At 69.7% G+C, this 26468-nt stretch carries 25 protein-coding genes; 14 read left to right on the forward strand and 11 right to left on the reverse strand.

Annotated features, from left to right (window positions below):
• Window positions 1–2 precede the first annotated feature (2 nt).
• Genes G7071_RS12620 through G7071_RS12645 form a run of 6 tightly spaced genes read right to left on the reverse strand, consistent with a single transcriptional unit; the run spans window position 3 to window position 3942 of the window.
• Complete coding sequence (locus tag G7071_RS12620; RefSeq protein ID WP_166319312.1) at window positions 3–413, reverse strand: nuclear transport factor 2 family protein; 411 nt, start codon at window positions 411–413, stop codon at window positions 3–5.
• On the reverse strand, window positions 410–1177 hold the full coding sequence (locus tag G7071_RS12625; protein ID WP_166319314.1) for an SDR family NAD(P)-dependent oxidoreductase: 768 nt from the start codon (window positions 1175–1177) through the stop codon (window positions 410–412). The genes G7071_RS12620 and G7071_RS12625 overlap by 4 nt, the downstream gene beginning before the upstream one ends.
• A complete protein-coding gene (locus tag G7071_RS12630) occupies window positions 1174–1659 on the reverse strand; it encodes a nuclear transport factor 2 family protein (RefSeq protein ID WP_166319316.1) in 486 nt (161 codons plus the stop codon). The genes G7071_RS12625 and G7071_RS12630 overlap by 4 nt, the downstream gene beginning before the upstream one ends.
• Window positions 1656–2462: an SDR family NAD(P)-dependent oxidoreductase gene (locus tag G7071_RS12635; protein WP_166319318.1), complete on the reverse strand. Its 807-nt coding sequence runs from the start codon at window positions 2460–2462 to the stop codon at window positions 1656–1658. The genes G7071_RS12630 and G7071_RS12635 overlap by 4 nt, the downstream gene beginning before the upstream one ends.
• A complete protein-coding gene (locus G7071_RS12640) occupies window positions 2459–2782 on the reverse strand; it encodes a ferredoxin (RefSeq protein ID WP_166319320.1) in 324 nt (107 codons plus the stop codon). The genes G7071_RS12635 and G7071_RS12640 overlap by 4 nt, the downstream gene beginning before the upstream one ends.
• The gene (locus tag G7071_RS12645; RefSeq protein WP_166319322.1) at window positions 2779–3942 is read right to left on the reverse strand and encodes a 3-ketosteroid-9-alpha-monooxygenase, oxygenase component; all 1164 of its coding nucleotides are present in this window, start codon (window positions 3940–3942) and stop codon (window positions 2779–2781) included. Before G7071_RS12645 ends, G7071_RS12640 begins: the two co-directional genes overlap by 4 nt.
• A gap of 134 nt (window positions 3943–4076) precedes the next feature.
• Here G7071_RS12645 and hsaA point away from each other — a divergent pair, with 134 nt between their 5' ends.
• Window positions 4077–5234: a 3-hydroxy-9,10-secoandrosta-1,3,5(10)-triene-9,17-dione monooxygenase oxygenase subunit gene (hsaA, locus tag G7071_RS12650; protein WP_166319324.1), complete on the forward strand. Its 1158-nt coding sequence runs from the start codon at window positions 4077–4079 to the stop codon at window positions 5232–5234.
• 6 nt (window positions 5235–5240) lie between these two features.
• On the opposite strand, the gene G7071_RS12655 is transcribed toward hsaA, so the two are convergent.
• The gene (locus G7071_RS12655) at window positions 5241–6755 is read right to left on the reverse strand and encodes an FAD-binding protein (RefSeq protein ID WP_166319326.1); all 1515 of its coding nucleotides are present in this window, start codon (window positions 6753–6755) and stop codon (window positions 5241–5243) included.
• Between the two features lie 161 nt (window positions 6756–6916).
• On the opposite strand from G7071_RS12655, the gene G7071_RS12660 reads away from it, so the two are divergent.
• A complete protein-coding gene (locus G7071_RS12660) occupies window positions 6917–7507 on the forward strand; it encodes a TetR/AcrR family transcriptional regulator (protein WP_166319328.1) in 591 nt (196 codons plus the stop codon).
• Between the two features lie 30 nt (window positions 7508–7537).
• On the opposite strand, the gene casG is transcribed toward G7071_RS12660, so the two are convergent.
• Window positions 7538–9187: a steroid-24-oyl-CoA synthetase gene (gene casG / locus G7071_RS12665; RefSeq protein WP_166319330.1), complete on the reverse strand. Its 1650-nt coding sequence runs from the start codon at window positions 9185–9187 to the stop codon at window positions 7538–7540.
• Between the two features lie 123 nt (window positions 9188–9310).
• Between casG and G7071_RS12670 the strand changes: the two genes are divergently transcribed.
• The 9 genes from G7071_RS12670 to G7071_RS12710 all read left to right on the forward strand — a co-directional run bounded on the left by G7071_RS12670 (window position 9311) and on the right by G7071_RS12710 (window position 18387).
• Entirely contained in the window at window positions 9311–10072 is a 762-nt protein-coding gene (locus G7071_RS12670) for an SDR family NAD(P)-dependent oxidoreductase (RefSeq protein WP_166319332.1), read from the forward strand.
• 19 nt (window positions 10073–10091) lie between these two features.
• On the forward strand, window positions 10092–10811 hold the full coding sequence (locus G7071_RS12675) for a sulfite exporter TauE/SafE family protein (RefSeq protein ID WP_166319334.1): 720 nt from the start codon (window positions 10092–10094) through the stop codon (window positions 10809–10811).
• Between the two features lie 75 nt (window positions 10812–10886).
• Entirely contained in the window at window positions 10887–12491 is a 1605-nt protein-coding gene (locus G7071_RS12680; protein ID WP_166319336.1) for an ABC transporter substrate-binding protein, read from the forward strand.
• Window positions 12492–12578: 87 nt separating this feature from the next.
• Window positions 12579–13529: an ABC transporter permease gene (locus tag G7071_RS12685; RefSeq protein WP_206062792.1), complete on the forward strand. Its 951-nt coding sequence runs from the start codon at window positions 12579–12581 to the stop codon at window positions 13527–13529.
• Entirely contained in the window at window positions 13522–14559 is a 1038-nt protein-coding gene (locus tag G7071_RS12690) for an ABC transporter permease (RefSeq protein WP_206062793.1), read from the forward strand. The genes G7071_RS12685 and G7071_RS12690 overlap by 8 nt, the downstream gene beginning before the upstream one ends.
• Window positions 14556–15611 (forward strand): ABC transporter ATP-binding protein, encoded by a 1056-nt coding sequence (locus G7071_RS12695; RefSeq protein WP_166319338.1) that lies wholly within the window; start codon window positions 14556–14558, stop codon window positions 15609–15611. Before G7071_RS12690 ends, G7071_RS12695 begins: the two co-directional genes overlap by 4 nt.
• Window positions 15608–16624, forward strand: a complete 1017-nt coding sequence (locus G7071_RS12700; protein ID WP_166319340.1) for an ABC transporter ATP-binding protein — start codon at window positions 15608–15610, stop codon at window positions 16622–16624. The genes G7071_RS12695 and G7071_RS12700 overlap by 4 nt, the downstream gene beginning before the upstream one ends.
• Window positions 16621–18033, forward strand: coding sequence for an amidase (locus tag G7071_RS12705; protein WP_166319342.1), 1413 nt, complete (start codon window positions 16621–16623; stop codon window positions 18031–18033). The genes G7071_RS12700 and G7071_RS12705 overlap by 4 nt, the downstream gene beginning before the upstream one ends.
• A 105-nt stretch (window positions 18034–18138) precedes the next feature.
• Window positions 18139–18387: a hypothetical protein gene (locus G7071_RS12710; protein WP_166319344.1), complete on the forward strand. Its 249-nt coding sequence runs from the start codon at window positions 18139–18141 to the stop codon at window positions 18385–18387.
• 792 nt (window positions 18388–19179) lie between these two features.
• On the opposite strand, the gene G7071_RS12715 is transcribed toward G7071_RS12710, so the two are convergent.
• Window positions 19180–20178: an HNH endonuclease gene (locus tag G7071_RS12715; protein ID WP_206062794.1), complete on the reverse strand. Its 999-nt coding sequence runs from the start codon at window positions 20176–20178 to the stop codon at window positions 19180–19182.
• Window positions 20179–20209: 31 nt separating this feature from the next.
• Here G7071_RS12715 and G7071_RS12720 point away from each other — a divergent pair, with 31 nt between their 5' ends.
• From G7071_RS12720 to G7071_RS12730, 3 genes are all read left to right on the forward strand, one after another.
• Entirely contained in the window at window positions 20210–20515 is a 306-nt protein-coding gene (locus G7071_RS12720) for a nucleoside triphosphate pyrophosphohydrolase (protein WP_166319348.1), read from the forward strand.
• Between the two features lie 453 nt (window positions 20516–20968).
• Window positions 20969–21913: a calcium-binding protein gene (locus G7071_RS12725; protein WP_166319350.1), complete on the forward strand. Its 945-nt coding sequence runs from the start codon at window positions 20969–20971 to the stop codon at window positions 21911–21913.
• A gap of 261 nt (window positions 21914–22174) precedes the next feature.
• Window positions 22175–22906 carry an NYN domain-containing protein gene (locus G7071_RS12730; RefSeq protein ID WP_166319352.1) on the forward strand — a complete coding sequence of 244 codons (732 nt, stop codon included), beginning with the start codon at window positions 22175–22177 and terminating at the stop codon, window positions 22904–22906.
• A gap of 143 nt (window positions 22907–23049) precedes the next feature.
• Here the strand turns inward: G7071_RS12730 and G7071_RS12735 are convergent, their stop codons facing one another.
• A complete protein-coding gene (locus G7071_RS12735) occupies window positions 23050–23916 on the reverse strand; it encodes an SDR family NAD(P)-dependent oxidoreductase (protein WP_166319354.1) in 867 nt (288 codons plus the stop codon).
• A gap of 809 nt (window positions 23917–24725) precedes the next feature.
• On the reverse strand, window positions 24726–26363 hold the full coding sequence (locus G7071_RS12740) for an ABC transporter substrate-binding protein (protein WP_166319356.1): 1638 nt from the start codon (window positions 26361–26363) through the stop codon (window positions 24726–24728).
• Window positions 26364–26468: the final 105 nt, after the last annotated feature.

Here is a 26468-nt window from a genome sequence, read left to right on the forward strand (position 1 = left end):
TGTCACGCCGGTCGGAGCACGGCCATGTCGCCGAGCGAGATCCGGATGTCGAAGCGACGGCGCGCGATGCGCCAGCCGGTCGGTGTGCGGAGCCAGTGGTCGTCGTAGTCGCCGAGGCACTCGAAGAACGAGCCCGCCATCGGTCCGGCGCCGACGTGGTGGACGCGCCCGTAGGTCCGGCTCTGAGCCTGGTCCCCGTCGACCCGGACTCGGTGGTTGCCGAGCAGGTGCTGGGTCGGCCCGACACCGCCGAGGTGCTCCTGCATCCGGGCCACGACGGCCGCCGGGCCGCGGGCGCCGTACGCCACGACGTCGTCGGTCAGCAGCGAGGCGATCGTGTCCCAGTCGCGGCCGTCGGTGGCGCTCGCGAAGCCTCCGAGCAGCTCGACGATGAGGGTGCGGTCGTCGGTCATGGCAGCTCAGGCTGCCAGGCGACGCCGTTGATGTGGGCGCCGCCGTCGACGAAGAGCGTGTTCCCTGTGAGATAGCGGCAGTCGTCGGAGGCGAGGAAGACGGCGACGGGGGCGATGTCGTCGAGCGGGTCTCCGAGCCTGCCCATCGGGTTGCCGCGGTCGGCCTGCTCCTCGAGCTCGGGGTGCTCGCCGACCACCCGCCGGAAGGCGGCGCTCTTGGCGCCGGGGCAGACGGCGTTGACGACGACACCGGTCGGCGCCCACTCGCGGGCCGCCGTGCGGGTGAGCGTGCGCAGCGCTTCCTTGGCGGCGTTGTATTCGAGCGTCCCGACGTGCGCGTTGACGCCGTTGAGGCTGCACATGTTGATCACCCGACCCCAGCCGCGCTGCAGCATGTGAGGGAAGGCGGCCTGCATCGCCCACAGCGGTCCCCGGAAGCCGACGGCGAGGGCGTTGTCGACCATCTCGTCGGTCTTGTGCTCGACCCGGCCGATGTTGCCGGCACCCCAGGCGTTGTTGACCAGGATGTCCACGGATCCCCAGGTCTCGACCGCGACGCGGACCATCGCCTCGACCTGGTCGCGCTTGCCGACGTCGGTGCGGACGAACGTCCCGCCGATCTCGGTCGCGACCGCCCGGCCGGCGTCCTCCGAGAGCTCTGCGACGACCACCTTGGCGCCCTCCGCGGCGAAGGCGCGCGCAACCGCGGCGCCGATGCCGTCACCGGCGCCCGTGACGACGGCGACCTTCCCGGCCAGCCTCACGGCCGCTGTCCGCGAGCGCCACTGGCGAGGAGAGCGGGAGACTCGTCGCGACCGTCCAGGATCCGGTTGGTGCGGATCGTCGCGCGCCAGCCGGCGGCGGTGCGCCGCAGCTGCCAGTGGTTGGCCGTGGCGCGGCGGACGACGAACCCGGCTTCGGTGTGCACGACCATCAGCGAGTGGCACACGGCGACTGCCTCGTCGCCGTCGACGGTGATGCGGGGTGGGCCGACCACGTGGGCGCAGCCGCCGCGGATCCAGGCCTGGTGGGCCGACGACTCGACCATCTTGGCGATCGACTCGATGCCCTCGAGATAGACCTCGTCGACGTCATAGACGCCGTCGTCGGTCCACAGTGCGGCGACCTCCTGAGCAGCCCCGGCGTCGACCAGCGGGCCGTAGGCCGCGATCAGCCGGGCGATGTCGCGCTCGTCCTCGAGCACCTGCAGGCGCGCCTCGAGTGCGGACAGGCGCTCGTCGCTCATGCCGACTGCTCCGAGGCAGGCGGCAGGATCCGGCGGGACGCCTCGTGGGCCCCGAGCACCAGGCGCGAACGGTCGGTGCCGCTGCGCTTCTCGACCGCGCGCTCGTTGCCGGCAGCGACCTGCACGGGACCGTCCCGGAGGGCGGCGAGCGCCTGTCGGGCCACGTCGTCGGGCTCGGAGACGTGGAGGCCGGGGATGTCGAAGTTGAGCCCGGCCCGGGCCATGGCAGGCGTCCTGGTGACACCCAGGACGAACTCGACGACGTCGACGTCGTGCTCGCGCATCTCCAGCCAGAGCCCCTCGGCGAAGACCCGGCAGAACGCCTTGACGGCCGAATAGATGCTGATCTGGGCCTGGCCCATGAAGCCCGCCAGCGACCCCACGAGCAGGATGCCACCGCGGCGGCGCTCCCGCATGGGGGCGCCGAAGTGGTGCACCAGCGCGAGCTGGGCATGGATGTTGAGGTCGATCACCCGCTGGAACCCGTCGAGGTCGCCGGTGACGAACTCGTGCCCATAGGTGTTGGCGCCGGCGTTGAAGACGAGCAGGCCCACCTCGAGGTCGTCGGTGACCTCCCGGACCTGCTTCAGGGCGTCCGGCTCGGTCAGGTCGACGGCGAGCGTGCGTACGTCGACGCCGTGCCCCCGAGCAGCCGCGGCCGTCTCCTCGAGCGGGCCCGCCTTGCGGGCCAAGAGCACGAGGTTGAAGCCCGCCTCCGCGAGCTGGTGGGCGAAGGACGCGCCGACGCCCTCGGAGCCACCCGCGACGACGGCCCAGGGGCCGTACTTCTGCAGGTCGGTCATGTGCGTGCCACCTCGTCCTGGTCGTGTGCCTCCGGGTTGACCGGCAGCGGGTCGCTGTCCTGGATGCCGAGCTCCCCGCGGACGGCGGCGGCGCTGATCGCCTGGCGCAGGGCCTGGCACCCGCTGAACGTCGCTCCGTTGGGGCCGGGGCGGGGTGAGGCAGCCCGGCGCTCGAGACAGGCCTCGACCGCGTCGGCGTGCCACTGGATGCTGGTCTGCTCCCAGCTGCTCTTGCGGACCTCGACCCGGGCTCCGCAGGTGTCGCAGCCCACGGTCTGCATGGGCCCGTCGGCCAGGCGGTTGTCGGGGCGAACGGTCATCGGGCCGTCTGTCCCTCGGCCGCCGCAGCCCGGCGGGCCAGGTTGTCCTCGACCTCACGACGCCAGGCCTCGTTGGGCCTGGTGGTGTCGATCTCGAACTCGAACGGCTCGACCATCTCGGGAGTGACGTCGGCGACGTCGACATAGAACTGCTCGTACCAGCGACGCAGCTGGTAGACCGGCCCGTCCTCCTCGCAGAGCAGGGGGTTGTCGATGCGTGCCTTGCTCTTCCAGATCGCGACGTCCTGCTCGAAGCCGAGCCTGATGAAGTCGCCCATCTTGCGGGCCATCGCCTCGGCCTCGGCGTCGTCGAGACCGGGCATCTTCTTGACGATGACTCCGTACTGCAGGACGAAGGAGTTGGCGTCGATGGGGTAGTGGCAGTTGATGAGCACGCTGGGGATGTCGGTGTCCTCGTAGTGGTAGACGAGGTCGTCGATCATGAACGACGGGCCGTGGTAGGACGCCACCGAGGAGTTGCCCTTGACCGCGGGCGCCCCGGAGTCGTCGCGCTGCGGCCGGACGTCCTCGCGCCCGACACCGTTCATGAACTGCGTCGCGACGTGCCCCTCGAAGACGTTCTTGAAGTAGGTCGGGAACGAGTAGTGCACATAGAAGAAGTGCGCCATGTCGACGATGTTGTCCACGATCTCGCGGCAGTTGGCGCCCTCGATCGTCAGCGAGTACCAGACCCAGTCGGTGTAGCCGGGGTCGCCGTAGCCCTCGATCCGCGGGATCGTCACGTCCTCGGGCGGGGGGTTGCCCTCGGGGTCGTTCCAGACGAACAGGAGGCCGTCCTGGACCATGGTCGGCCACGCCGCGGTCCGCGCCCGCAGGGGCACCCGCCGTGCATAGGGGATCTGCTTGCAGCGACCGTCGCCGCCCCAGCGCCAGTCGTGGAACGGGCACGCGATCTCGTTGCCCTTGACCGTGCCCTGGGACAGGTCGCCTCCCATGTGCCGGCAGTAGGCATCGAGCACGTTGACCTGGCCGTCGGCGCCGGCGAAGACCACGAGCTTCTGCCCGAAGGCCACCACCTGGTGGGGCTTGCCGTCGCGGAAGTCCTTCTCGAGGCCGAGGCAGTGCCAACCGCGGGCGAACCGGGTGGGGGCCGCCGTCGCCTCGATCTGGCGAACCTCGTCTTCGTGGGCCACGCTCATGTCGTCCTCCGTAGTGGTGTGCCTGACCGTCCTTCCTCGTGAGTGTCGTCTCGTCCACGGCCCGCGAGCAGCCGTGGTCCCACTGACCGGAAGCACCAGAGGAGGGGGTGCGACGAGGGACGCATCCTCCTGACATGGACGTGCTGACGAGCGTGAGAGACCTGCTGCCCGGCATCCGGGCGCGCGCCGCCGAGGCCGAGGAGCAGCGGACGGTCCCCGACACGACGATGAAGGAGCTCGTCGAGGCCGGTGTCTTCCGCATGCTCCAGCCGCGGCGCTACGGCGGGCTGGAGACGCACCCGGTCCGGTTCTACGAGGTGGTCCGCGCACTCTCGGGAGCGTGCGGCTCGACCGGCTGGGTCGCCTCGATCCTGGGTGTCCACCCGTGGCACGTGGCGTTGTTCGACGAGGCCGCGCAGGACGACGTGTGGGCCGACTCGCCCGACCACCTGGTGTCATCGTCATATGCCCCCATGGGCCGGCTGAGCGCGGACGGCGACCGGCACCGCCTCACCGGCCGGTGGAGCTTCTCCTCCGGTTGCGACCACGCCGACTGGGCCCTGCTCGGGGCCCTGGTGCCCGGCGCCAGGGCGAAGCCCGAGTTCGTGACCGTCCTCGTCCCGCGTCGCGACTTCACCGTCGTCGACGTCTGGGACCCGGTCGGTCTCCGGGGCACGGGCAGCAACGACGTCGTGGTCGAGGACGTGTCGGTGCCTGCCCACCGGGTCCTGAGCAACGCCGAGCACGCCCGTCTCACCGGTCCCGGGCAGGCGGTCAACACCGGCCCGCTCTATCGGTTGCCGTTCGGCGCGGTCTTCACGACCACGGTCACCTCGCCGGTCGTGGGGGCGGTCGCCGGCTGTCTCGACACCTATGTCGACGCGATGCGTGACCGCACCCGCGACAGCCTGGGCGGGGGCCGGTTCGCCGAGGACCAGTTCGCCCAGGTCGCAGTCGCGCGTGCGGCGTCCGAGATCGATGCGGCCGTCCTCCAGCTGGACCGCAACATCTGTGAGCTCTATGACCACGCACAGGCTGGTCGCGAGCTGCCCATGGAGCTGCGGCTGCGGACGCGCCGCGACCAGGTGCGGGGGACCGAACGGGCGCTTGAGGCGATCGACGCCCTGTTCAAGACCGCCGGAGGGAGCTCGCTGCGGCGCGGCAACCCGATCGAGCGCGCCTGGCGTGACGCCCACGCCGGCTCGGTCCACGTGGCCAACGACGTCGAGCGTGCGCTCGCGATGTATGGCCGCGGCCGGTTCGGGTTCCCGGTCGAGGACAACCTCGTCTAGCTGTCCTCAGTCGCGCGAGGCGGCGAGGTGGGTGATCGCCCGCGAGGCGAAGACCATCCCGCTGCCGATCGGGATGCCGGGGCCGGGATAGCAGGACCCGGTCCACGAGGCGCTGGTGTTGCCGGCGGCATACAAGCCGGCGATGGGCGAGCCGTCGGCCCGCAGGACGCGGCTGTCGACGTCCGTGACCACCCCGCCCTTCGTGCCGAGGTCCGCCAGCACCAGTCGGGCGGCCACGAACGGCGGCTGGTCGATCGGCACGAGCACGGGGTCGGCGAAGTGCCGGTCGAACTCGTCCTCGCCGCGACCGAAGTCCTCGTCGCGACCGTTCTGCGCGAAGGCGTTGAACCGCTGCACCGTCGCCTCCAGGTGCGCGGCCGGCAGGCCCACGAGCTCGGCGAGCTCGGCGAGCGTCTCGGCCTGCACCCAGGTGCCGGCCGCCAGGTGGTCGGCGGTGGGGACGCCGGGGATGACGAAGGCCGGGAACTCACCGGCGGTCCGGGCGTCGAAGATCGCGTAGGACGGGAGGCGGGCCGGGTCCGCCGCCATCTGGCGGCCGAGCTGGTCATAGGGGAGCGACTCGTTGGCATACCGGTGTCCGTCCTGGTCGACGACCACCGCACCCCGGAAGCCGACCGCGAAGGCGGCCCCGCCGTCGGGTGTGGCGACGCCGGGTGCCCACCAGGCCTGGTCCATCAGGTCTGTGGCTGCACCGACTGCGACCGCGGCCAGCGCCGCGCCGCCCGTGTTGGATCCGGACGGGGCCATCGACCACGCCGAGTCACCGGGCACGCCGTGCTGGGTGCGCATCTGGTGGCTGCGCTCGAAGCCGCCGGCAGCGAGAAGCACGCCGAGGCGGGCTCGGATCCTCGCCGGACCCTGGTCCGTCATGGCGACCACGCCGACGGCGCGACCCGCCTCGTCGGTGACGATCTCCTCGACCGCGTGGCCGGTGCGCACGGCCCCGTGGCCGGTCCGGTCGAGGGCGAGGAGGAGCCGGCCGATCAGGGCGCGGCCCGCCGACAGGGGACCACGGGGGTGGCCCTTGCCGAGCCGGTCTCGTTCGACGGCAGGTCGGACGAGCGTGACCAGGTCGCCCAGCTCGTCGGCGGGAAGGTCGATCGGCACGAACGAGCGGCCCTGCGGCACTCGCCCCGGGAGGTCGAAGTAGTCGGGGAACGCGCGCCAGACGAACTGGATGGCCGGGTCGGCCTCGAGCGCCGCCACGAGTCCGGGTGCGGTCGCCAGGAACGCTTCTCGCTTGTCCGCGTCGCGCTCGCCCAGCAGCGCTCGCAGGTAGGCGCGGGCCGACTCGACCGAGTCGGAACTGCCGGCTCGCCGTTGCACGTCGCTGCCGGGCAACCAGCAGGCTGCCCCGGAATAGGCCGACGTCCCGCCGAGCAGCTCGGTCTTCTCGAGCACCACGGTCGACAGACCGCCGCGGGCGGCCTGCCAGGCACCAGCCATGGCGGCAGCGCCGCTCCCCACGACGACGACGTCGTGCTCCTCGTCCCACCTCATGGGCATGTAGGTCCCTCCTCGGGCGCGCGTGCGCGTGCCGACACACCGAACCGCGCACCGGTCAGGGCTGCGGGGCCGCGTCCCACTGACCGGTAACTTGGGCGTCGCCAACCCGACGCGACGGGAGATCATCGCTCCACACCTGACCGAGGGGAGAAGCTGTGCCACGCATCGCCGAGGCCCGGCCGCCGGCGGAGCCGAGCTCTCCGGAGCAGAAGGACCGCTATCGCCGGATCCTGCGCGCCGCCGCGAAGCACGGCGCCGACAAGGGCCTGGAGCGCATGCAGATGCATGACGTCGCCAAGGACGCAGGCGTCGCGATCGCGACGCTCTATCGCTACTTCCCCTCCAAGACGCATCTCTTCACCGCGCTCATGGGGGCGCAGGTGGACCGGTTGTCCGACCGGACCGCGGCCTCGCTCAAGGGCGGCGATCCGGTCGAGGCCGTGACCGACCTGCTGGTGAGCGCCGGTCGCGAGCTGCTCGCGCGGCCACTGCTCGCGCACGCGATGCTCCAGTCCAACAACGCGTCGGTCGCTGAGTCCGGCAGCGCCGTGACCAGCGTCTTCGGCGACCTCATCCTCTCGACGATGGGGGTCGAGGAGCCGGACGAGCAGCAGCTCCGCCTGGTCAGGATCGCCGAGGCGGCCTGGTATGGCGTCCTCATCTCGGCGCTCAACCACCACATCACGCCCGAGCAGGCCGAGGACGACACGCGCCTGGCCTGCCAGCGGTTGCTCGGCGACTTCTGACCCGCGGACCCCGGTGGCCCGGACCGTCGGTCAGGGTTTCACTGCTGCCCGCACCACCTTGCCGGTGGCGTTGCGCGGCAGCGGCTGGCTGCTGAATCGCCAGTGGGTGGGGACCTTGTAGTAGGCGAGCTCGGCGGCGGCATACGAGGCCAGCTCGTCCTCCAGGCCGGCTGCACCGGCGGCGCCCTCGGCCGGGACGACGACGACGGCGACCTCCTGACCCAGGTCGGGGTGGTCGATCCCCATCACGAGGCACTCCACGACGTCGGGGTGCTCGGTGAGGACGGCCTCGATCTCGGCGGGATAGACGTTCTCCCCGCCACGGATGATCAGGTCCGAGCGGCGGCTGGAGAGGCTGATCCGCCCCTGCTCGTCGCGGGTGCCGATGTCGCCCGTGTGCAGCCAGCGGTCGCCACGGAACGCGGCCCGGGTGGCCTTCTCGTCGCCCCAGTAGCCCAGCATGTTGAAGGCGGAACGGACGCAGATCTCGCCCTCCACACCGACAGGGGCCAGCCGGTCGTCGGCGTCGCGGACCTCGAGCTCGACGCCGATGATCGGACGGCCCAGGGTGCCGGGGGACTCGGCGAGGTCCATCGGGGTGGCGACGGCCACCGCCGTGCACGACTCGGTCAGGCCATAGCTGTCGACCAGCGAGGACGCGAACGGCAGCCCGGACCTCAGCCGCTCCTTGAACTGGACCGAGGACGGGGCCGACGCCAGGGCGAAGGCGCTCAGCGACGAGGTGTCGTAGGCCGACAGGTCGTGCTCGAGGAGACGGCTCGCCATGGTCGGCACCGCGCCCCAGTTGGTGACCCGCTCCGCCTCGACGAGACGCATCACGCGGTCGACGTCGAAGGCGCCCTCGTGGAGAGCGATCTTGCTGCCCGTCGCCAGCCGCGGCACCGCGAGGTTGTGGAGGGAGGCGATGTGGAAAAGGGGAAGGGCCAGGAGGTAGGACCGGTCGCGTGGGTCGGTGGGGTCGCCGAAGGCTGCGAGGATCGCGTCGTTGAGGCGGTGGTATTCCACGACCGAGCACAGGTTGCGGTGGCTGTGGGTCGCGCCCTTGGGGCGACCGGACGTGCCGCTGGTGTAGAGGATGACCGCCGGGTCGTCCTCGGCAACGTCCGCCTGCGGCAGCGGCGCGTCGGGGTGCAGCGACCCGAGGCGTGGGAGGTCGTCCTCGACGGTGAGCACGCGCACGCCGGAGTCGCGCAGTGCAGCCGCCCGCTTGGCGTCCGCCACGACGAGCGCGGGCTGCGCGTGCTCGAGGCCGTAGGCCAGCTCCCGGGGGGACCACCAGGCGTTGAAGCCGACCGAGATGGCGCCGATCGAGACGGTGGCCCAGAAGGCGGCGATCCACTCGGGCGAGTTGGCTGCCGCGATCGCGACCCGGTCACCGGGCTTGATGCCGTAGGTCGAGCGCAGCTCCTCGGCGAGCGAGGCGACGAGCCGGCCGTGCTCGGCGAAGGTGATCCGGCGATCGGCGGTGGCGATGTAGGTGCGGTCACCGTGCTGGACGGACTCCGCGAGGAGCTCGTGCAGCGCGCGGGCGCGCGAGGTGAAGACGGCGACGGGGCTGCCGAGGACCTCCTCGCGACCCAGCTCGAAAGGCCCTCCCGGGCCGGTCAGCCCGGCCACGATCTGTTGGGCTGCGAGTCGCGGGTCCACGGTGCTGGTCATGGTCCCACTCTCCCCCAGGGGGTTGACGGTCGCACGCGCCCGGTTCCATTCACCGGGACCGGCGACCGGGTCCCTGCGACGGGGCCTCGACGATGGTCGCTCCGACGTCGAGGAGGCACGACCATGGGTTCGCTGCAGGGGCAGGTCGCGATCGTCACCGGCGCGGGCCAGGGCGTCGGGCAGGGCATCGCGCTCGCGCTGGCCGCCGAGGGGGTCGACGTGGCGGTGCTGGGCCGCACCCGGGCCAAGCTCGAGACGACGTGCGGGCTGGTGCGGGCCAGAGGATCGAAGGCGGAGCTCTTCGAGGTCGACGTCGCCGACCTGGACGCGATCCCAGACGTCGTGGACCAGGTCGTCGCCACGTTCGGTGGCGTCGACATCCTCGTCAACAACGCCTACTCCGGCGCCTACGGCCCACTGCTCGAGCTGAGCGACGACGCCTTCCGGCGTGGCTTCGTGTCGGGACCGTTCGCGGCCTTCGCCTTCATGAAGGCCTGCCACCCGAGCATGCAGGCACGCGGAGGCGGCAACATCGTCAACCTGGTCACCTCGGCGATGGTCCGCTGGGACCCGAGCACCTATGGCCCCTACGCAGCGTCCAAACAGGCGTTGCGCTCGCTCACGCGTACGGCGGCGGTGGAGTGGGCCGCCGACGGGATCCGGGCCAACAACATCGCGCCGCACGCGCTGTCGCCCGGGCTGAAGTGGTGGACGGAGAACAACCCGGAGGAGGCGGCCGAGTTCGTCGCCACCATCCCGATGCGTCGCATCGGCGAGCCCGAGGCCGACATCGGCCGTGCCGTGGTCGCCCTGTGCGGCAGCGACCTGCGCTACCTCACCGGAGCCACGCTGCCGCTGGACGGCGGCCAGGCGTTCTTCGGCTGACGCGTGCTATGACCTTCGCGTGACCGACCTGTTGCTGCTCGCCGTGGTGGCCACGGCCGTGTTCGTGCTGGCCGCGCTGGCGCAGGCGATCACCGGCTTCGGGTCGGCGCTCGTCGCCGTACCCCTGCTGACCCTGGTCGTCGAGCCGGTCGCCGCCGTCGTGGCGGCGACCGCCGTCAGCCTGGTGCTCACCAGCGGAGCCGCGTGGCAGGAACGGCGGTTCGTCGACCGCGACGCGGCCACGACCCTCGTGTGGACCGGTGTCCTCGGGATGCCCGTCGGCCTGCTCGTGCTCGGCATCGTCGACGAGGAGCGCCTCCAGGCCTGGATCGCCGTCGTGCTGCTGGCACTGGTCGTGCTGGTGGCGTTCGGGGTCCGCACAGGCACCCGTAGCCTGCCCGTCGCCGGCGTGGTCAGCGGTGCGCTGCTCACCTCGACCGGGATGAACGGGCCGCCGTTGGTGATGGCCCTGGTCGACCGGGAGCCGCGCCGCTACCGCGCGACCCTGCAGGCAGTGTTCGCCGCCCAGGACGTCGTCGCGGTCGCGGCGTTCCTCGCCCTGGGGCACGTGAGCCTCGAGGCAGCCGTCCTCACTGCCGGTGGGATCCTCGGGTTGCCCCTCGGGTGGCGGGTGGGTGACGTGCTGTTCCACCGGGTGTCGCCCGCCCGATTGCGGCCGCTCGTCATCGGGGGCCTGGTCCTCACCGCGGTGTCCATGCTGGTCGGCGCGGTCACCTGACCCCTCCCCAGCGCCCCTCCCGATGACCGGGAACGCCACCACGGCATCACGCTGCGGACCCCTAGCGTCCGGTCCATGACTCCTCCTCGTACCCCTCGAACCGCGTTCGCCCTGGTCGTCGCCCTGGCCCTGGTCACGTCGTCGTGCGCCTCGTCCGACGATGCCGAGAAGAAGGCAGGCGGCCCGACGGTCGGTGCCTTCGCTCCTGGCCTGGTGAACGTTCCCGAGGACGCCGAGGCGGTCGACGGCGGCACCATCACGCTCGGCTCCTATGCCGAGCCGCTCGAGCTCGATCCGGTCAAGACCATCGTCGCCGGCACGACCGGCGGCACCGAGATGGCGGCCGTGTATGACGTGCTCATGCGCTGGGACGAGGAGGAGCAGGCCGTCGTCCCGCAGCTGGCCGAGTCACTGACGCCGAACGAGGACCACACCACGTGGGAGCTCACGCTGCGTCCCGACGTGACGTTCAGCGACGGCACGACGCTGGGCGCCGAGGCGGTGCGGTGGAGCATCGACCGATATCTCGAGCAGGGCGGGCACGACGCCGCTGTCTGGTCGCACAACGTCACCGACATGCAGGTCACCGGCGACCTGACCTTGGAGCTCACCCTCGAGCGGCCGTGGCCGAGCTTCGACTCGCTGTTCACCACCGGGATCGGCATGGTCGTCGCGAAGGGCAGCGACGCAGGGGAGCAGTTCCGGCCCATCGGCGCCGGGCCCTTCGTCTTCGAGGACCGGACGCCCCAGGAGCGGATGACCTTCACGACAAACCCCGACTACTTCGACGGCAAGCCCGCCCTCGACACTCTCGAGTTCGTCTACATCGTCGACCCGAACGCGCTGTGGGACACCTTCGGCCAGGGCGACGTCTCGATGGCGATCATGCGCGACCCGATCCTGGTCGAGGAGGCGCTGAGCGAGGAGACCCCGGGCTACCTCCAGATGGTCGGAGCGGGCGTCACGGGTCTCATCAACTCCAAGGAGGGCTACCCCGGCAGTGACGTGCGCGTGCGGCAGGCCATCCAGATGGCCGTCGACCCCGAGCTCGTCAACGAGCGCGCCAACGGCGGGGCCGGAGTGGTCTCGTCCTCGCTCTTCCCCGAGACGTCACGCTTCCACCAGGACGGCGTGGAGGGGCTGCCGCACGACCCCGAGGAGGCACGCAAGCTCGTCCAGGCCGCGAAGGCGGACGGGTTCGACGGCAAGATCACCTATCTGCAGGGCAGCTCACCGCAGCAGCGGGACATCGGCCTGGCGGTCAAGGCACAGCTCGACGCCGTGGGCTTCGAGGCCGAGGCGGAGTTCCTCCCCTCGATCACCGACCTCATCACCAGGGTCGTCGTGGACGGCGACTACGACATGTCGACGTGGGCGCTGAGCTGGCGCGACTCGGCGCCGTACGCCCGGATGTTCGGCATCAACCACTCCGAGGGCGGCACGGGGTACGGCACCGTGAGCTCGCCCGAGATGGACCAGCTGATCGAGGACTTCCAGGCAGCAGCGACCGACGAGGCTCAGCTGGCTGCGGCGGAGGCACTCCAGACCGGGTGGAACGAGCTGGTGCCTGCCATGGTGCTGGGGCCGACGGCCGAGCTCGTGGTGTGGCAGCCGGAGGTCGGCGGCGTGCAGACCAACAGCAACACCATGGTGCTGCTCGACGACGCGTGGGCCTCGTGACCTCGGGCCTCCCGCTGAGTGGAACTCGGTGTGTGGCCTGGGTCACCGGCCGCCTAGCCTCGAAGGATCGACCCGGAAGGAGACGCCGTGCGTAAGGTCTTGGTGCGGCTCGGCGAGCTCGTCGCGGTGCTGCTGATCGTGAGCTTCGGCGTGTTCTTGATGGTTGCCCTGATCCCGGGGGACCCCGCCGTCGCGATCCTCGGCGACGGCAAGCCCCCTGAGCAGTACGACGCCCTGCGGCAGGAGCTGGGTCTGAACGACCCGGTGATCCAGCGTTATCTCGACTGGCTCGCAGGGGCCGTCCGCGGCGACCTGGGCAGCTCGATCATGCCGCCGCAGACCCCGGTCGCAGAGCGGCTGCTGGCCGCACTGCCGGTCAGCCTGCAGCTGGCTGCGATGGGCCTGGCGATCGCCCTGGTCATCTCGATCCCGCTGGCCCTGTGGTCGGCCGCACGCCAGGGCGGCCTGGTCGACCGGGTCATCGGCGCCTCCATGTTCGGCCTGCTGTCGATCCCGTCCTTCCTCGCCGGCCTGCTCCTGATCATGTTCGTCGTCAACGACCAGGGTTGGTTCCCTCGCTCCCAGTGGGTGCGCATCTCCGACTCGCTGGCCGGCAACCTCCACCACGCGATCCTGCCGGCCATCGTGATCGCACTCAGCGAGATCGCGCTGTTCACCCGGATCCTGCGCAACGACCTCGTCGTCACCCTCCAGGAGGACTTCGTGCTGGCTGCGCGCGCCAAGGGACAACCGCCGTGGCGGATCATGGTCGGAGACGCACTGCGGCCCTCGTCGTTCTCGCTTGTCACCCTCTTCGGCATCAGCACGGGGCGCCTCATCGGCAGCACCGTGATCGTGGAATACCTGTTCGCACTCCCCGGCATGGGCTCCCTGGTCGTCTCGGGCGCCCAGACGGGCAACTTCCCCGTGGTGCAGGGTGCCGTGCTCGTCACCGCGCTCATCTACGTGGTCGTCAACAGCTGCGTGGACCTCTCCTACGGAATCCTCGACCCAAGGACGCGCCGTGTTCATGCCTGACTCCCGCCGACTCCGCGGCACCTCCCTGAGCCGCGCCCGGATGGCCGCGATCGGCGGCGGCCTGGCCGTTGTCGGCGTCGTCCTCGTCGGCCTCGCGTCGACCGCCCTGTCGGGACCGGCAGCCGCGCTGGCCGTCCTCGTCGGCGTGGTGCTCGCCTTCACTGGCGTCGGCCGACTGGTCTGGGCTGCCCGCCGCAAGCGCGTCGACCTGCTTCCGTGGGTGTGCCTGGTGTGGCTGGCCGGCCTCGGTGTGGCCGCGGTGCTGGCGCCCTGGCTGCCGCTGCCCGAGGGCCGCAACGCGACGGTGGCCCTGACCGAGCCGATCTTCCTGGAGCCGCTCAAGTACGGCGACCACCCGCTCGGCACCAACGGCGCCGGCCTCGACATGCTCTCCCGCGCCGTCTTCGGTGCCCGGACCTCGATGGCGATCTCCATGACCGCCATCGTCATCGGCGTCACCGTCGGCGGCCTGATCGGCGTGGTGGCCGGCTTCTATCGCAAGCGCGTCGACCTCACCATCGGCATCTTCACCAACGCAGTGCTCGCGGTGCCGCCGCTCATCCTGCTGATCGCACTGGCAGCCATCCTCGAGCCCGGCATCCGCAACATGGCCCTCGCGCTGGCTCTCCTCACGATCCCGAGCATGGTGCGGGTGGCGCGTGCCAACACCATCTCCTTCGCGCAGCGCGAGTTCGTGCTCGCCGCGCGGGGGATGGGGGCCACGAAGGCGAGGATCATGTTGCGTGAGCTGGTGCCCAACGTCGCGCTGCCGCTGTTCTCGATGGCCGTCGTCAGCATCTCCGCCCTCATCGTCGCGGAGGCCTCGTTGAGCTTCCTCGGCCTCGGGATCCCGCAGCCCGAGCCGACCTGGGGAAACATGATCTCCGAGGCCCAGGCGGGCAACACGATGGAGGACCACCCGGCGATCCTGGTGGTGCCGGGCTTCTTCCTGTTCATGACCGTGTTCTCGTTCAACCTGCTGGGCGAGAAGGCCCAGCGGCGTTGGGACCCGAGGAGTAGCAAGCTGTGACGACGCCGACCCCAGTCCTCAACGAGTCGCAGGCCGACCGGGCCCGCGGAGACCTGCTGCTCGAGGTCGACGACCTGCGCACGGTCTTCCACACGCCACGCGGCGACGTCTCGGCGGTCGACGGCGTCTCCCTGCGGCTGCACGCGGGGGAGACGCTCGGCATCGTCGGGGAGTCGGGCTCGGGCAAGTCGGTGCTGGGCCGAACGGTGATGGGGCTCGTGACGTCCGGTCCGACCACGACCGTGACCGGCACGGTTCGCCTGGGAGGGCAGGACGTCCACGCCCTGGGTGCGCGTCAGCGCCGCCAGCTGTGGGGACCCAAGGTCGCCATGGTGTTCCAGGACCCCATGACCTCGCTCAACCCGGTCAAGAAGATCGGCGTGCACCTCACCGAGCCGCTGCGGTTGCACCGCGGGCTGGGCCGCAAGGAGGCCAGGGAGCGCGCGGTCGACCTGCTCCGCCAGGTGGGCATCCCCGAGCCGCAACGGCGGATGGGCCAATATCCGCACGAGCTGTCCGGTGGCATGCGCCAGCGTGTGGTCATCGCGATGGCCCTCTCGTGCGACCCCGAGCTGCTGATCGCGGACGAGCCCACCACCGCGCTCGACGTCACGGTCCAGAAGCAGATCCTCGACCTGCTCGCGCAGCTCTCGGCCGATCGCCACATGGCGGTCGTCCTGGTCAGCCACGACCTGGGCGCCGTGGTGGGCCGCACCGACCGGGTCGCCGTGATGTATGCCGGACGGGTGGCCGAGACGTCCCGGACCGCCGACGTCTTCGGTCAGCCGCTGCACCCCTACTCCGAGGCGCTGATCGCCTCCATCCCCCAGCTCGAGGCTGCCCCGCACTCACTGCTGCGCACGATCGAGGGGAGGCCGCCCGACATGGCGTCACCGCCGCCGGGTTGCCGGTTCGCCCCTCGGTGCCCGCGAGCGCAGGACCGCTGTCGAGAAGAGCTGCCCCTGCTGCGCGACCCGCGCGTCGGCGCGAGCGGGCCCGAGCACCTGGCGGCCTGCCACTTCCCGCTGTTGACGACCGAGGAGGTTCGATGACCACCCAGGACATGGTGCTGGACGTGCGCGACCTCGTGGTCGAGTTCCCAGTCGGCCGCGGCGAGAAGGTCCACGCTGTGTCCGGGCTCGACCTGGAGCTTCGAGCGGGGGAGACGCTCGGCATCCTGGGGGAGTCGGGCTGCGGGAAGTCCACCGCCGGCCGGGCGATCATGCAGCTTCCGCCCCCGACGTCGGGTTCGGTGGGCTTCGACGGCCACGAGCTCGTCGGCCTGCCCGCCCGGACGCTGCGGCGCCGTCGAGCCCGGATGCAGCTGATCATGCAGGACCCGATCTCCTCGCTCAATCCGCGGCGCAAGGTCAAGGACCTGGTGGCCGAGGGCCTCTCGATCTGGGGCTTCGACGCCTCCCTCCACGACGGCAAGGACAAGGACACCGTCGTGCGCGAGCTCCTCGAGGCGGTCGGACTGGAGCCCGACGTCGTCTGGGACCGTCGCCCCGACGAGCTCTCGGGCGGGCAGTGCCAGCGCGTCTGCATCGCTCGGGCCCTGATGATGCGCCCGCGGGTGCTCATCTGTGACGAGCCGGTGTCGAGCCTGGACGTGTCGGTGCAGGCCCAGATCCTCAACCTCCTCGAGGAGACCAAGGAGCGCTTCTCCTTCAGCATGGTCTTCATCGCCCACGACGTGTCGGTCGTCAAGAACATCAGCGACCGCGTGATGGTGCTCTATCTCGGCAAGGCCTGCGAGGTGGTGCCCTCGGACGGCATGCACCGCACCTCCGTGCACCCCTACACCCGGATGCTGCTCGCGTCGATCCCCGGCGCCGAGACCGAGGCGGCTGCCGACGCGTCTTCGTGGGTCGGCGCCTCGGTCAAGACCACTGAGCTTCCATCCCCGCTGAACCCGCCGTCCGGCTGCCGGTTCCGCACGCGCTGCCCGCTCGCCACCGAGCTGTGCGCGACCGAGGAGCCGAGGCTGCGCGAGATCGCCCCCGGCCACCTCGTCGCGTGCCACCACGTTGCCACCGGCGAGTCCGGGAGCGCCCTCGCATGAGCGACTGGCAGGACCTCGACGCCGTCGGGCTCGCCGCGGACGTGCGTGCGGGCCGGCTGTCGGCGCGCGAGTCGGTCGAGACCGCGATCCAGCGCATCGAGCAGCTCGACCCGCGGCTCAACGTGATGGTCGGCCAGCGGTTCGAGGAGGCACTCGGCGACGTTGACCGCGGGCTGCCCGACGGCCCGCTGACGGGCGTGCCGACCCTGGTGAAGTCGCTCGGCGCCGACGTCGCCGGCCTGCCCACGACCCGCGGGTCTCGGCTGTTCGCCGACCGGGTGGCGGCTGCCGACTCCGAGCTCGTGCGCCGCTACCGCGCGTCCGGGATGGTCGTGCTCGGCACGACCAACACCCCCGAGCTCGGCCTCAACGCCTCCACCGAGTCCGCCCTGCACGGACCCGCGCTCAACCCGTGGCGCGAGACGCACTCCACCGGGGGCTCAAGCGGCGGCTCCGCCGCCGCCGTTGCTTCCGCAATGGTGCCCGTTGCCCACGCCAACGACGGCGGTGGCTCCATCCGGATCCCGGCCTCCATGTGCGGTCTCTTCGGCCTGAAGCCGAGCCGCGGCCGGATCTCGCCCGCGCCCTATCCCGCCACGCTGGCCGCGATCACCTCCCACCAGCACGCAGTGACCCGCACCGTGCGCGACAGTGCCCTGCTTCTCGACGTCTCTGCCGGTCCGCTGGCCGGGGACGCATACGGCATCGCCAGCCCGGCCTCGACCTTCAGCGACGCCGTCGACCGCGACCCCGGCCGTCTGCGGGTCGGGCTGATGACCAGCCTGACCAACGGCCCCGACACCCATCTCGACTGCGTCGCCGCCGCCGAGCTCGGCGCAAGGCTGCTCGAGTCGCTCGGGCACGAGGTGGTGGTCCTGCGTCCCTCGTGGGACAGCGCGGCCGTGCAGGCCTCCTCGGGCGTCCTGATGGGCAGCGCCGTCGTGGCCGCCGTCGACGAACGACTCGGCGAGCTCGGGCGCGACCTGCGCGACGACGACCTGGAGCCCTTCACCCGGCTCCTTCTCGATCACTACCGGACCGTCAGCGGTGCCGACGTCGTCCGCGCGCTCCAGGGCGCCCAGGCCATCGGTTGGCAGATCGGCAGGCTGTTCGACGAGGTCGACGTGCTGCTGACCCCGACACTGTGCCGGCCCACGCCGGAGCTGGGCTACCTCGACACCCAGGACCCCGCCGCGATGTATGAGCGCGCGATCCAGTACTCCGGGTGGACGAGCACCTTCAACGTCACCGGCATGCCGGCGATGAGCCTGCCGCTCGCGCAGGACGCCGCCGGGCTCCCGCTCGGCGTGCAGGTCGTCGCCGACCACGCCCGCGAGGAGCTGCTGCTGTCCCTCGCAGGCCAGGTCGAGGCAGCTGCTCCGTGGCAGCGCATCGCCCCTCTCGCCTGAGCTCTGGGGTGATGCGCTAGGGCGCGAGCACCCTGGGCCGCCGACAGGAGGCAGCGTGATCTTGGCGACCCCATCCGTTCGCTGCGTCGGTGTCGAACCCATGGCATGAGCCAGCCCGACACCATGTTCGCCAGCCGCAGCGTCCCCCGGCACCTCGTGCGGGGAGCACTGGGCCTGCCGATGATGGTGGCGGCCGTCGCGCTGGTGCCGTGGCTCGGACCGCTCGCGCTCCTGCTTCTCGTGCCTGCCGCGGTGCTGCTGCGCGGGTGTCCGACGTGCTGGGCCCTCGGCCTCGCCCAGACCTGTGCGCTCAGCCCACGGACGTCAGCGGGTGGGTCGGGACTGCGCCGCTGAGCCCACCCGTGGCCGGAGGTGCGGCGTCGTGATTTGCGGCGGTTTGACGCACGCCGTGGTCGCCGCAGAGCGCGCGAAAGTGATGCGGGGTACCTAGGGATGAAAGGGGCCCTTTGACATCATGAGCGCTCACCTTCGACCCCGACTGGAGTTTCTGGCAAACATGCTTCGACGGGCGCTTGCGTGGACGCTGGCTCAGTTGCATTGGCTCCTTGTCGCATTGCTGGTCTCAATGCTGCTCGTAGTCGATGCGACGAGGGCGGAGGCTACGGGCGTCTACCTCGCGGTCGCTTTTGCGGCGGCCGCATCCCTTCCCCTTGTGGTCTTGCCGTCCCCGGTTCGAGAGTTCGGGATCCTGGTTGCGGGAGCATCCGTCGCCTGCAGTGGAGCATTGCTGTCGATCCACCTCGGGTTCCCAATCAGCGAGCAAGGCCCGTCAGACAAGTCGATGATCAGCGTTCTGCTGTTTTCCCTAGTAGGCGCCTTCTTGGCACTTGCTGGCGGGCGGCTGCAGGGCATGCTCATGGCTCGAAAGCAATCGCGTGCAATCGAACAGCGTCTGGACGACATTCGCTCGAAACAGGACGAGATCGCGGCCACGCTCGAGGCCCTCTCGCGGGCCGAGCGATCCGCCCCTAGAAGGAGATGGTTGCGACTCCGGTAGCCGGACAGACCCGATTGCACCGTCGCGGCTTAAACGCTTCCGTTAGGACCGGTGTCTGTCCAGACTCGGTTCGGGCGTTCGGGCGTTCGGGCGTTCAGGCGGGACGCGCCTAGGGCGCGGTGGAGGCACTAGGCCGCTAAGACGTGCTTGAGGAACAGGGGCCAGTCGTATGGACGTCCTGCGTAGCCACGGGCTTGGAGTGTGAGTTCCAGAGTGCGCTTGAGCGGGTGTGGCGATCGCATGATCGCTGCATTGCGCTGCCCCAACCGGGCTACTTCTTCAGGCGTGGGAGGACGGTTGCTTTTCGCGCCGTTGCACGTCGCGTGGGCTGGGGCCAAATTCCATATGGAGTCGAGATCGAGGTCGGCCCAGCCCAACGGCACGCCGCGACTCATCAGGGAGAACGGGAAGACGTGGTCGACTGCGACGGCGGTGTCTGGCGCTAGCAGTTCGTCACATATCTGGCATCGATTGTGCTGGAAGCCGCCTAGAGCCTCACGGACGCCAGCGAGCGATCGCCGCCGCAACTTGTCAATGACGGTGCCGCTGGCAAGGTCCACAGCTACTCCCTCCGTGATGAGGCTGCGTCCAACGCCAGCTGCGAAGGAGCTCTCAACGATTCGCCAGCGTGCCTCCAACTCACCGTCAAGAGCAGGACCATCGTCACCTCCGACAAGCCCGAGCATCGCCGGGGTGAGTATCACTTTCCGGCGAGGGCCTCTGCCACGAATCTCGTAGAAGCGGGTCGGCAGTTGCGTGCCGCCTGCGAGGTTGTGGAACTTCTCCATCACCATGCCGGGCATCGTCCGTGTGGCTGCGTCGATGAGACGCTCGGTCGGATGCCCGTCTCGCAAGGTCGCTTCTGACTCTTGTCGAGCGATATAAAGGAAGTCCCGCTGTCCCAGTTCTCCTGAGGCTGGAGCCTGCGGCATAGCGACGGCACGGGTAGCGAGCGCCAAGGCGTAGGGCCTGGCAAGTTCCGGCAGCGTGACTTCTGCTCGACCGGCTCTAGCTTGTTCGAGCAACGCTTGACCTAGTGCGAACTTGTAGGTGCGTGAGTTCGCACCCATCAACACCGCGAGCCGCCAAGCCGTCGTCGGTGTCGGATGGCTGCTGTAGAACTCCACACAGGACAGTATCGAGTGAAGGGTCGGGACCATGGGCAAATTGGTGAGGGACAAGATCCCGGAGATCATCCGCGCGTCCGGCACGGACCCAGATTGTCGCGTGCTCGAAGCGGATGAGTACTTGCCGAGCCTGTTCGCCAAGCTCTTCGAGGAGAGCGAGGAGTTGCGAGCCGCTCCCCGCGCCCATCAGCTCGATGAGCTCGCTGACGTGTATGAGGTACTCCGAGCGCTGGCAGCAGCCACCAATCACTCGATGTCAGACATCGAACTTGCCGCACAGCGCAAACGGGCTGAGCGTGGCGGATTCGAAGACAGGATCTGGCTCGAGCGCTGGTGATTCGAACCTGCCGGCTGCCCGGCGCCTGGACTGCCGCTTTCCAGCAAGCCCTTCGCCACGTCCCAAGCGGCGAAAGGACGCACTCACGCCAAGCACTCAATGCGGCAGATCCGGATGTTCGCAGAGGCGTCTGCGGGACGGTCGATACAGCGCCGCTCGACTGTCGCAATCCGACGAACGCCCACAACCAACCATGAGGTCGGCGCGTCTTAGCAAGGACCGTCGCATGCGACGTACCGTCACCGACACGCTGCCCACCGCCATCGTGGGTTAGCTGACCGAGGGGAAACCGTGCTTCGACGTTCGATCACATTCGCTGTCACCGCCTGCGTTTCGGGGGCGCTGCTGAGCGCACCGTCCTCGGCCGCTTCGGCCACTGCCGAGATGTGCCAGGGCCGGCCAGCCACCATCGTTGGCACAGGTCCCGCCGTCGAGGGCACGCCAGGCGACGACGTGATCGTGTCCGGGACGTCTCCGGTCGTCACGGCCGGAGCCGGGAACGACCTGGTCTGCGTGACTCAGACAACGGGGGCAGCCGCGGCCTCCGAGTATTTTGATGTCTATGTGGATGCGGGAACCGGAGACGACATCGTCGACACCACCGCGACGTCCGGTCGGACCAAGGCCCTGCTTGGTTCGGGGGTCGACCGCTATCCGGGCGGCGCGGGTGTGGACATCGTCGATGGGGACGGAATTGACGACGAGGTGCTCAGTGGTGGCGGTGATGACCACTTAGTCCTTCGGATCGCCGGTGTTTCCAAGACGACGGTGGGCTGGTACGACGGCGGGGCCGGTGTGGACATCGTGACGGTGCAGAGCGCGACGGCTGCTTTGGACGTGGCTCTGGACGGGCGGATCCTGGTGGACGGCGTCCAGGCCGCAGGGCTCAACGGCTTCCACAACGCATACGTGGCAGCGTCGCGCGTCGTCTTGCGGGGCACCGGCGACGACGACCGTCTCTCGGTCACTGGGTGTGACCTTCGGATCCACGGCGGCGCCGGCGACGACACCCTGCTCAGGGTGGGCGGTGCCGGGTTCGTGGCGTTGCCACAGTGCGAGGACAAGCTACGGTCGTTCGGCGGCCCCGGCGACGACAAGATCTATGGAAATACGGACTCCGACCGGCTGTCGGGCAACGCCGGCAATGACGTGCTCACCGGAGACGGTGACCCGGACGTGCTGCTTGGCGGCCCCGGCCACGACCGGCTCAGAGGCTCATTGGGCGCCGATGTGCTGGAGGGACACGGGGGTGACGACATCCTCGAAGGCGAGGACGGCAACGACACGATCCTGGGCGGCCGCGGCGGCGACACGGCGTTCGGCGGCGAGGACAAGGACCTATGCATCGCGGAGGTTGAACGCGACTGCGAGAAGCGCAAGTGGAGGCCCCACGATTGACGGATGTCGCACGACTCTGACGCAGCGGCCCGCCGGCGCTCCGAGTCTCAACGTGCGCACTCTCATCGGCCGCTCTCGAAATCAGCCACGCCGGATCGCGGCGAAAAGACCCAACCCGTAGTCCACTGCTCTTGTCCCGCGGGCCTGCTCGACGATCGGCCAAGAACAGCCTCACCTGGTGCCTGCGGGCGGAAAGACGTCGTCGCTATTGAGTTTCCCCATTCGTGGGTCCTCACGCTGACCGCCTCCTACGCTGACGCAATGGTTGATGAACCGGGCAGCGCGCACCTCGCAGTTCTCATCGACGCCGACAACGTCTCCTACGCACGCGTGCCCGCGCTCCTAGGAGAGGTCGCGACCCTCGGGCGGGCAACGGTCCGGCGTATGTACGCGGACTGGACAGAGGATAAGAACCGTGGATGGAAGGACGCTGCGAACGAGCACTCCATCCAGCCGATCCAACAGTTCGCTTACACCACCGGGAAGAACGCCACCGACAGCGCGATGATCATCGACGCGATGGATCTGCTCTACACGGGGCGCTTCGACGGCTTCTGCCTCGTTTCGTCGGACAGCGACTTCACCAAACTCGCGTCGCGGCTACGCGAGTCGGGCGTCACGGTCTACGGGTTCGGCGAGCGCAAGACGCCTCACGCGTTCGTGAAGGCCTGCGATCGCTTCTTCCACATGGATGTCTTGAGCGCGCCGACAGACGATCCCGCACCTCCGGATAGCGAGCAGCGCCCCACAGCTGGAGCTCTGCGTCAGGACACCAAGCTGCTGAACCTTCTTCGTTCCGCGATACAGGCCCGCTCAGACGCAGACGGCTGGGCACATCTGGCCCAAGTCGGCGCATTCATTGCGAAGCAGGAGCCGGACTTCGATTCGCGAAACTGGAAGTACGCGAAACTCGTCGATCTCGTCACCGCGATCGGCTTGTTCGAGATCGAGCGCCGCGAGGGTGCGGTGCGAGTTCGCACGATCAAGAGGTGAGTCATCGCCGTGAAGGTCTCGTGGATGCACCGCGGAGCAGTGCGCGAGGCGCGGAAGCTTCGGGAGGCCAACGCGGCGGTAGGACGCATTCCGGTCGTAGCGCAGTGCCGGACTGTCGTTGCCTCATTGATGAGTGGACGATGTCAACGCGCATGGCTCGAGATCGCCTTGGTCTGCTTGGGGTGCCGCAGGCCGAGGAGGCGGGCACCGATGGCGTCGTTGAGCCGCGTGGGCAGCACCGCGTTCATGGTGAGCATCGCCCGGGCCTGTGCCCCGGCGGCGTAGCGGGCACGAGGGCGGCGTGCGGTCAACGCCTGCTCGACAACCCGGGCTACGACGTCCGGCGGCGCAGTCCGGCGCTGGAGCTTCGTGACCAGCCTGCGCATCCCGCGAATGTGCTGTGCGTAGAGCTCGCGGTGTGTGGCGGACATACCCTCCTCCATGTCTGCAAGCATCGACTGGATCTCGCGCCAGGGACCAGTGTCGGTGGGGCCCGGCTCGACAACGGACACGTCGATGCCCCAGGGCCGCAGTTCGCCCCTGAGCACGTCCGCGAGTCCTTCGACCGCGAACTTCGAGGCGCAATAGGCGCCCTCCATCAGCACCGGCGCGCGGCCGCCGGTCGAGGAGATGAAGACGATCCGGCCGCTGGCGGCACGGATCTGGGGGAGCAAGGCCTGGGTGACGGCGACCTGGCCAAATAGGTTGACCTCGAACTGGCGGCGGAAGTCTGGAATGGAGACAGCCTCGACCGGGCCCAACACTCCGGTGCCAGCGTTGTTGACCAGCGCGTCCAGCCGGTCGGGGAATAGGTCTGCCATGGCGGCGATGTGCGTCTCGTTGGTGATGTCGAGCAGCACGGGTGTGATGCGGCCGTCCTGGGCGGCAAGGCGATCCCCGCTGGAGTCGTTGCGGACGCCGGCAGTGACGGCCCACCCGGCGCCGGCCAGTCGCAGCGCGATGGCTTCGCCGATGCCGCGGCCAGCTCCGGTGATGAGTACTGAGGGCATGGTGTTCGCCCCTTCCGACGAGAGACTCTGCCTGCCCGTCACACTATTCCTGTAGCGAGTCGCTCGGTACCCAGGCTTGAAGGCCTTGACCCACCGCAGGATCGACGAGAAAGCGGGACTGCCGCCGGGCTCGACGTCCCTTTCCATCGGACGCGCGACGGGCTGCTCCGCGGCGCGGCCGCGGCCATCCTCGAGCGGGAACTCGCCGGCATGCAAGCCACGTTCGCCCCGCGATCGGCCGAGGAACTCCTCGTCGCCCTAGTAGCGCTCATGGACCGCACTACCGTGGATCAGCGGACCCTGACCAGCCCGCGGCTCGTCCTCTTCATGGAGGCCAGCCACAATCCCGCCCTGGGCGAAACCTCGGACAAGGTCGCGCCGTCTTGGAGACAGCCCAGCGGGGTGCTGTGGTGAAGCGACGAACCCATGACCGGCTCTTTGCAGGGTGGTCCGCTGCCACGGCAGCATCCGGCACCGGCCCACCTCCCATCGGAGTTCGTGCCTTGATGGGGCCCATGCGCACGGTCACGGCTAGTGCTGGCAGCTAGTACCTGCTGAGGGCCGTGGTTGGCGATGGACGCCGACTCCTCTCGACATCACTGCCTCGCTGCACACGGTTGCCCGGGACACCACAAGCACACTGAGGGCCCACCGGACCAAGGGACTCTGGCTCGGAGGTGGGCGATGCGGTCGTCTGGCCGGCAGCAGCCGGTCCACCACGACACCAGGGCCCGGCCCCGCCGTGAGGCGGGGCCGGACCCTGGTCGTGTGGTGCTGACGTGTGGTCCCCGATCAGGGACCAGCCGGTGTCACTCCGTCTTCGACGCGTCGTGGAAGAGCAGAATGGTCTGCGTGTTCGGGAGGATCCCGGTGACGCCGTCCTGCATCGTGACGAAGTTGCCGGCCGGGTTGATGACCAGCGCGGGGACGTCCTCGTGGAACTTCTCCTCGATGGCGGCCATCGCGTCTGCACCCTTGGCCGGGTCGTCGGCGACCGCCTGCAGCTCGCGCAGCAGGCCGTCCATCTCCTCGCTGGCATAGCCGGCGCCGTTGACGGGGGACTGGCTGAAGAGCCAGTTGCTCAGCGCCCCGTAGGGGTCCTCGTCGCCGATCGAGGTCGCACCCTGGGCCAGGTCGAAGTCGTGGTCGACATAGACCCGGCGAGTGAGGTCGGCGATGTTGTCGATGCCGTCGACGGTGACGTCGAAGCCCACGGCCTCGAGCTGTGCCTCGAGCTGCACCGCCGCCTGCTGGGCGGTCGGGTCGGCGGACGAGATGAAGCTGACCTTGCCGTCATAGCCATCGGCCTTGGCCTCCTCGAGGAGTGCGCGTGCCTTTTCCTGGTCGAACGCGGTCGGCTCGACTCCCGTGGACCACGGCGACGTCTCGGCGAAGATCGACTTGCTGGGGATGCCGGCGCCGTTGGCGGCACGCTCGAGGTAGGACTCGTTGTCGAAGGCGTGCGCCATGGCCTGCCGGACCCGGATGTCCTCGCCGGGACGACCCTCCCGGGCGTTGATGGTGAACTGCGCGCCGGCACCGACGACATACATGTAGCCGTTGAGGCCGTCACGACGCGCCTTCTCGACCGCGACGGGATTGCGCACGAAGGCGGCATCGATCTCGCCGGAGGCCATCGACTCGAGCTTCGCATCGTCCGAGCCGAGCCAGACGAAGCGCAGCTTGTCGAGGTTGGGCTCCCCACCCCAGTAGTCCTGGCGTGCCGCGAGCACGAGCTCCTCGGCCGGGGCGTAGTTCTCCAGCTCGAAGGCTCCGGCGCCGATGGGCTCGAACTTCTTGGGGTCGTCGTAGGCAGCAGGGGCCATGATCATGCCGGGGCCGCCCGCCAGCATCGCCGGGAAGGTCGCCCACGGTGCAGCGACCGTGAACTCCACCGTCTGGTCGTCGACCTTCTTCATCTGGGTCTGGTTGGCCAGCATGGTCAGGGCCTGGAAGCCGTAGTTCTCCATGTAGTAGCCGAGGCTGCCCATGACGGCGTCAGCGTCGAGCGGGGTGCCGTCGGAGAAGGTCACGTCGTCGCGCAGCTTCAGGGTCCACACGGTCATGTCGTCGTTGGACTCGATCGACTCGGCGAGGTGGGGGGTCCACTCGCTCGACTCGAAGTCGTAGCGCACCAGCACGTCATAGACGGCCGCGAGCGGGTTGCCGGCCGCGGCGCCGTTGGCATACGACTCGATCGGGTTGAGGCTGCGCGTCTCGGCGTAGTCGCCCATGGTGAGGGTGCCGCCCTTGGTCGGCTCGGCGTCGCTCTGCTCGCCGACCCAGCCCTGGCTGTAGATGTCGGAGTCGCTGAGGTCGCCGTTGCTGCCGGAGCTGCCGGCGTCGTTGCTGCTGCTCTCCGAGGAGTCGGCGCACCCGGCGAGCGCCAGAGCCCCGGCGAGGAGGAGCCCGGTGTAGCGGGCCCGCCTACTGACTGTGTTTCTCACGGTGTCTCCTTGCTGTGGGGCGGTGGGCCGCCCGTCGGGGATACGCGCCCTACGCTCGAATTGGGGGTGCGCTCGCACCACAGTGGAAGGCCGCGACCGCCGGTG

This window comes from Nocardioides piscis, from assembly GCF_011300215.1.
GTDB classification, from domain to species: domain Bacteria; phylum Actinomycetota; class Actinomycetes; order Propionibacteriales; family Nocardioidaceae; genus Nocardioides; species Nocardioides piscis.

What these genes read in the sequence shown, in the direction of transcription:
- G7071_RS12620 (WP_166319312.1), bottom strand. Translation starts at nt 413, where the DNA reads ATGACCGACGACCGCACCCTCATCGTCGAGCTGCTCGGAGGCTTCGCG.
- G7071_RS12630 (WP_166319316.1), bottom strand. Translation starts at nt 1,659, where the DNA reads ATGAGCGACGAGCGCCTGTCCGCACTCGAGGCGCGCCTGCAGGTGCTC.
- G7071_RS12635 (WP_166319318.1), bottom strand. Translation starts at nt 2,462, where the DNA reads ATGACCGACCTGCAGAAGTACGGCCCCTGGGCCGTCGTCGCGGGTGGC.
- G7071_RS12640 (WP_166319320.1), bottom strand. Translation starts at nt 2,782, where the DNA reads ATGACCGTTCGCCCCGACAACCGCCTGGCCGACGGGCCCATGCAGACC.
- G7071_RS12645 (WP_166319322.1), bottom strand. Translation starts at nt 3,942, where the DNA reads ATGAGCGTGGCCCACGAAGACGAGGTTCGCCAGATCGAGGCGACGGCG.
- hsaA (WP_166319324.1), top strand. Translation starts at nt 4,077, where the DNA reads ATGGACGTGCTGACGAGCGTGAGAGACCTGCTGCCCGGCATCCGGGCG.
- G7071_RS12655 (WP_166319326.1), bottom strand. Translation starts at nt 6,755, where the DNA reads ATGAGGTGGGACGAGGAGCACGACGTCGTCGTCGTGGGGAGCGGCGCT.
- casG (WP_166319330.1), bottom strand. Translation starts at nt 9,187, where the DNA reads ATGACCAGCACCGTGGACCCGCGACTCGCAGCCCAACAGATCGTGGCC.
- G7071_RS12670 (WP_166319332.1), top strand. Translation starts at nt 9,311, where the DNA reads ATGGGTTCGCTGCAGGGGCAGGTCGCGATCGTCACCGGCGCGGGCCAG.
- G7071_RS12680 (WP_166319336.1), top strand. Translation starts at nt 10,887, where the DNA reads ATGACTCCTCCTCGTACCCCTCGAACCGCGTTCGCCCTGGTCGTCGCC.
- G7071_RS12690 (WP_206062793.1), top strand. Translation starts at nt 13,522, where the DNA reads ATGCCTGACTCCCGCCGACTCCGCGGCACCTCCCTGAGCCGCGCCCGG.
- G7071_RS12700 (WP_166319340.1), top strand. Translation starts at nt 15,608, where the DNA reads ATGACCACCCAGGACATGGTGCTGGACGTGCGCGACCTCGTGGTCGAG.
- G7071_RS12705 (WP_166319342.1), top strand. Translation starts at nt 16,621, where the DNA reads ATGAGCGACTGGCAGGACCTCGACGCCGTCGGGCTCGCCGCGGACGTG.
- G7071_RS12710 (WP_166319344.1), top strand. Translation starts at nt 18,139, where the DNA reads ATGAGCCAGCCCGACACCATGTTCGCCAGCCGCAGCGTCCCCCGGCAC.
- G7071_RS12720 (WP_166319348.1), top strand. Translation starts at nt 20,210, where the DNA reads ATGGGCAAATTGGTGAGGGACAAGATCCCGGAGATCATCCGCGCGTCC.
- G7071_RS12730 (WP_166319352.1), top strand. Translation starts at nt 22,175, where the DNA reads ATGGTTGATGAACCGGGCAGCGCGCACCTCGCAGTTCTCATCGACGCC.
- G7071_RS12735 (WP_166319354.1), bottom strand. Translation starts at nt 23,916, where the DNA reads ATGCCCTCAGTACTCATCACCGGAGCTGGCCGCGGCATCGGCGAAGCC.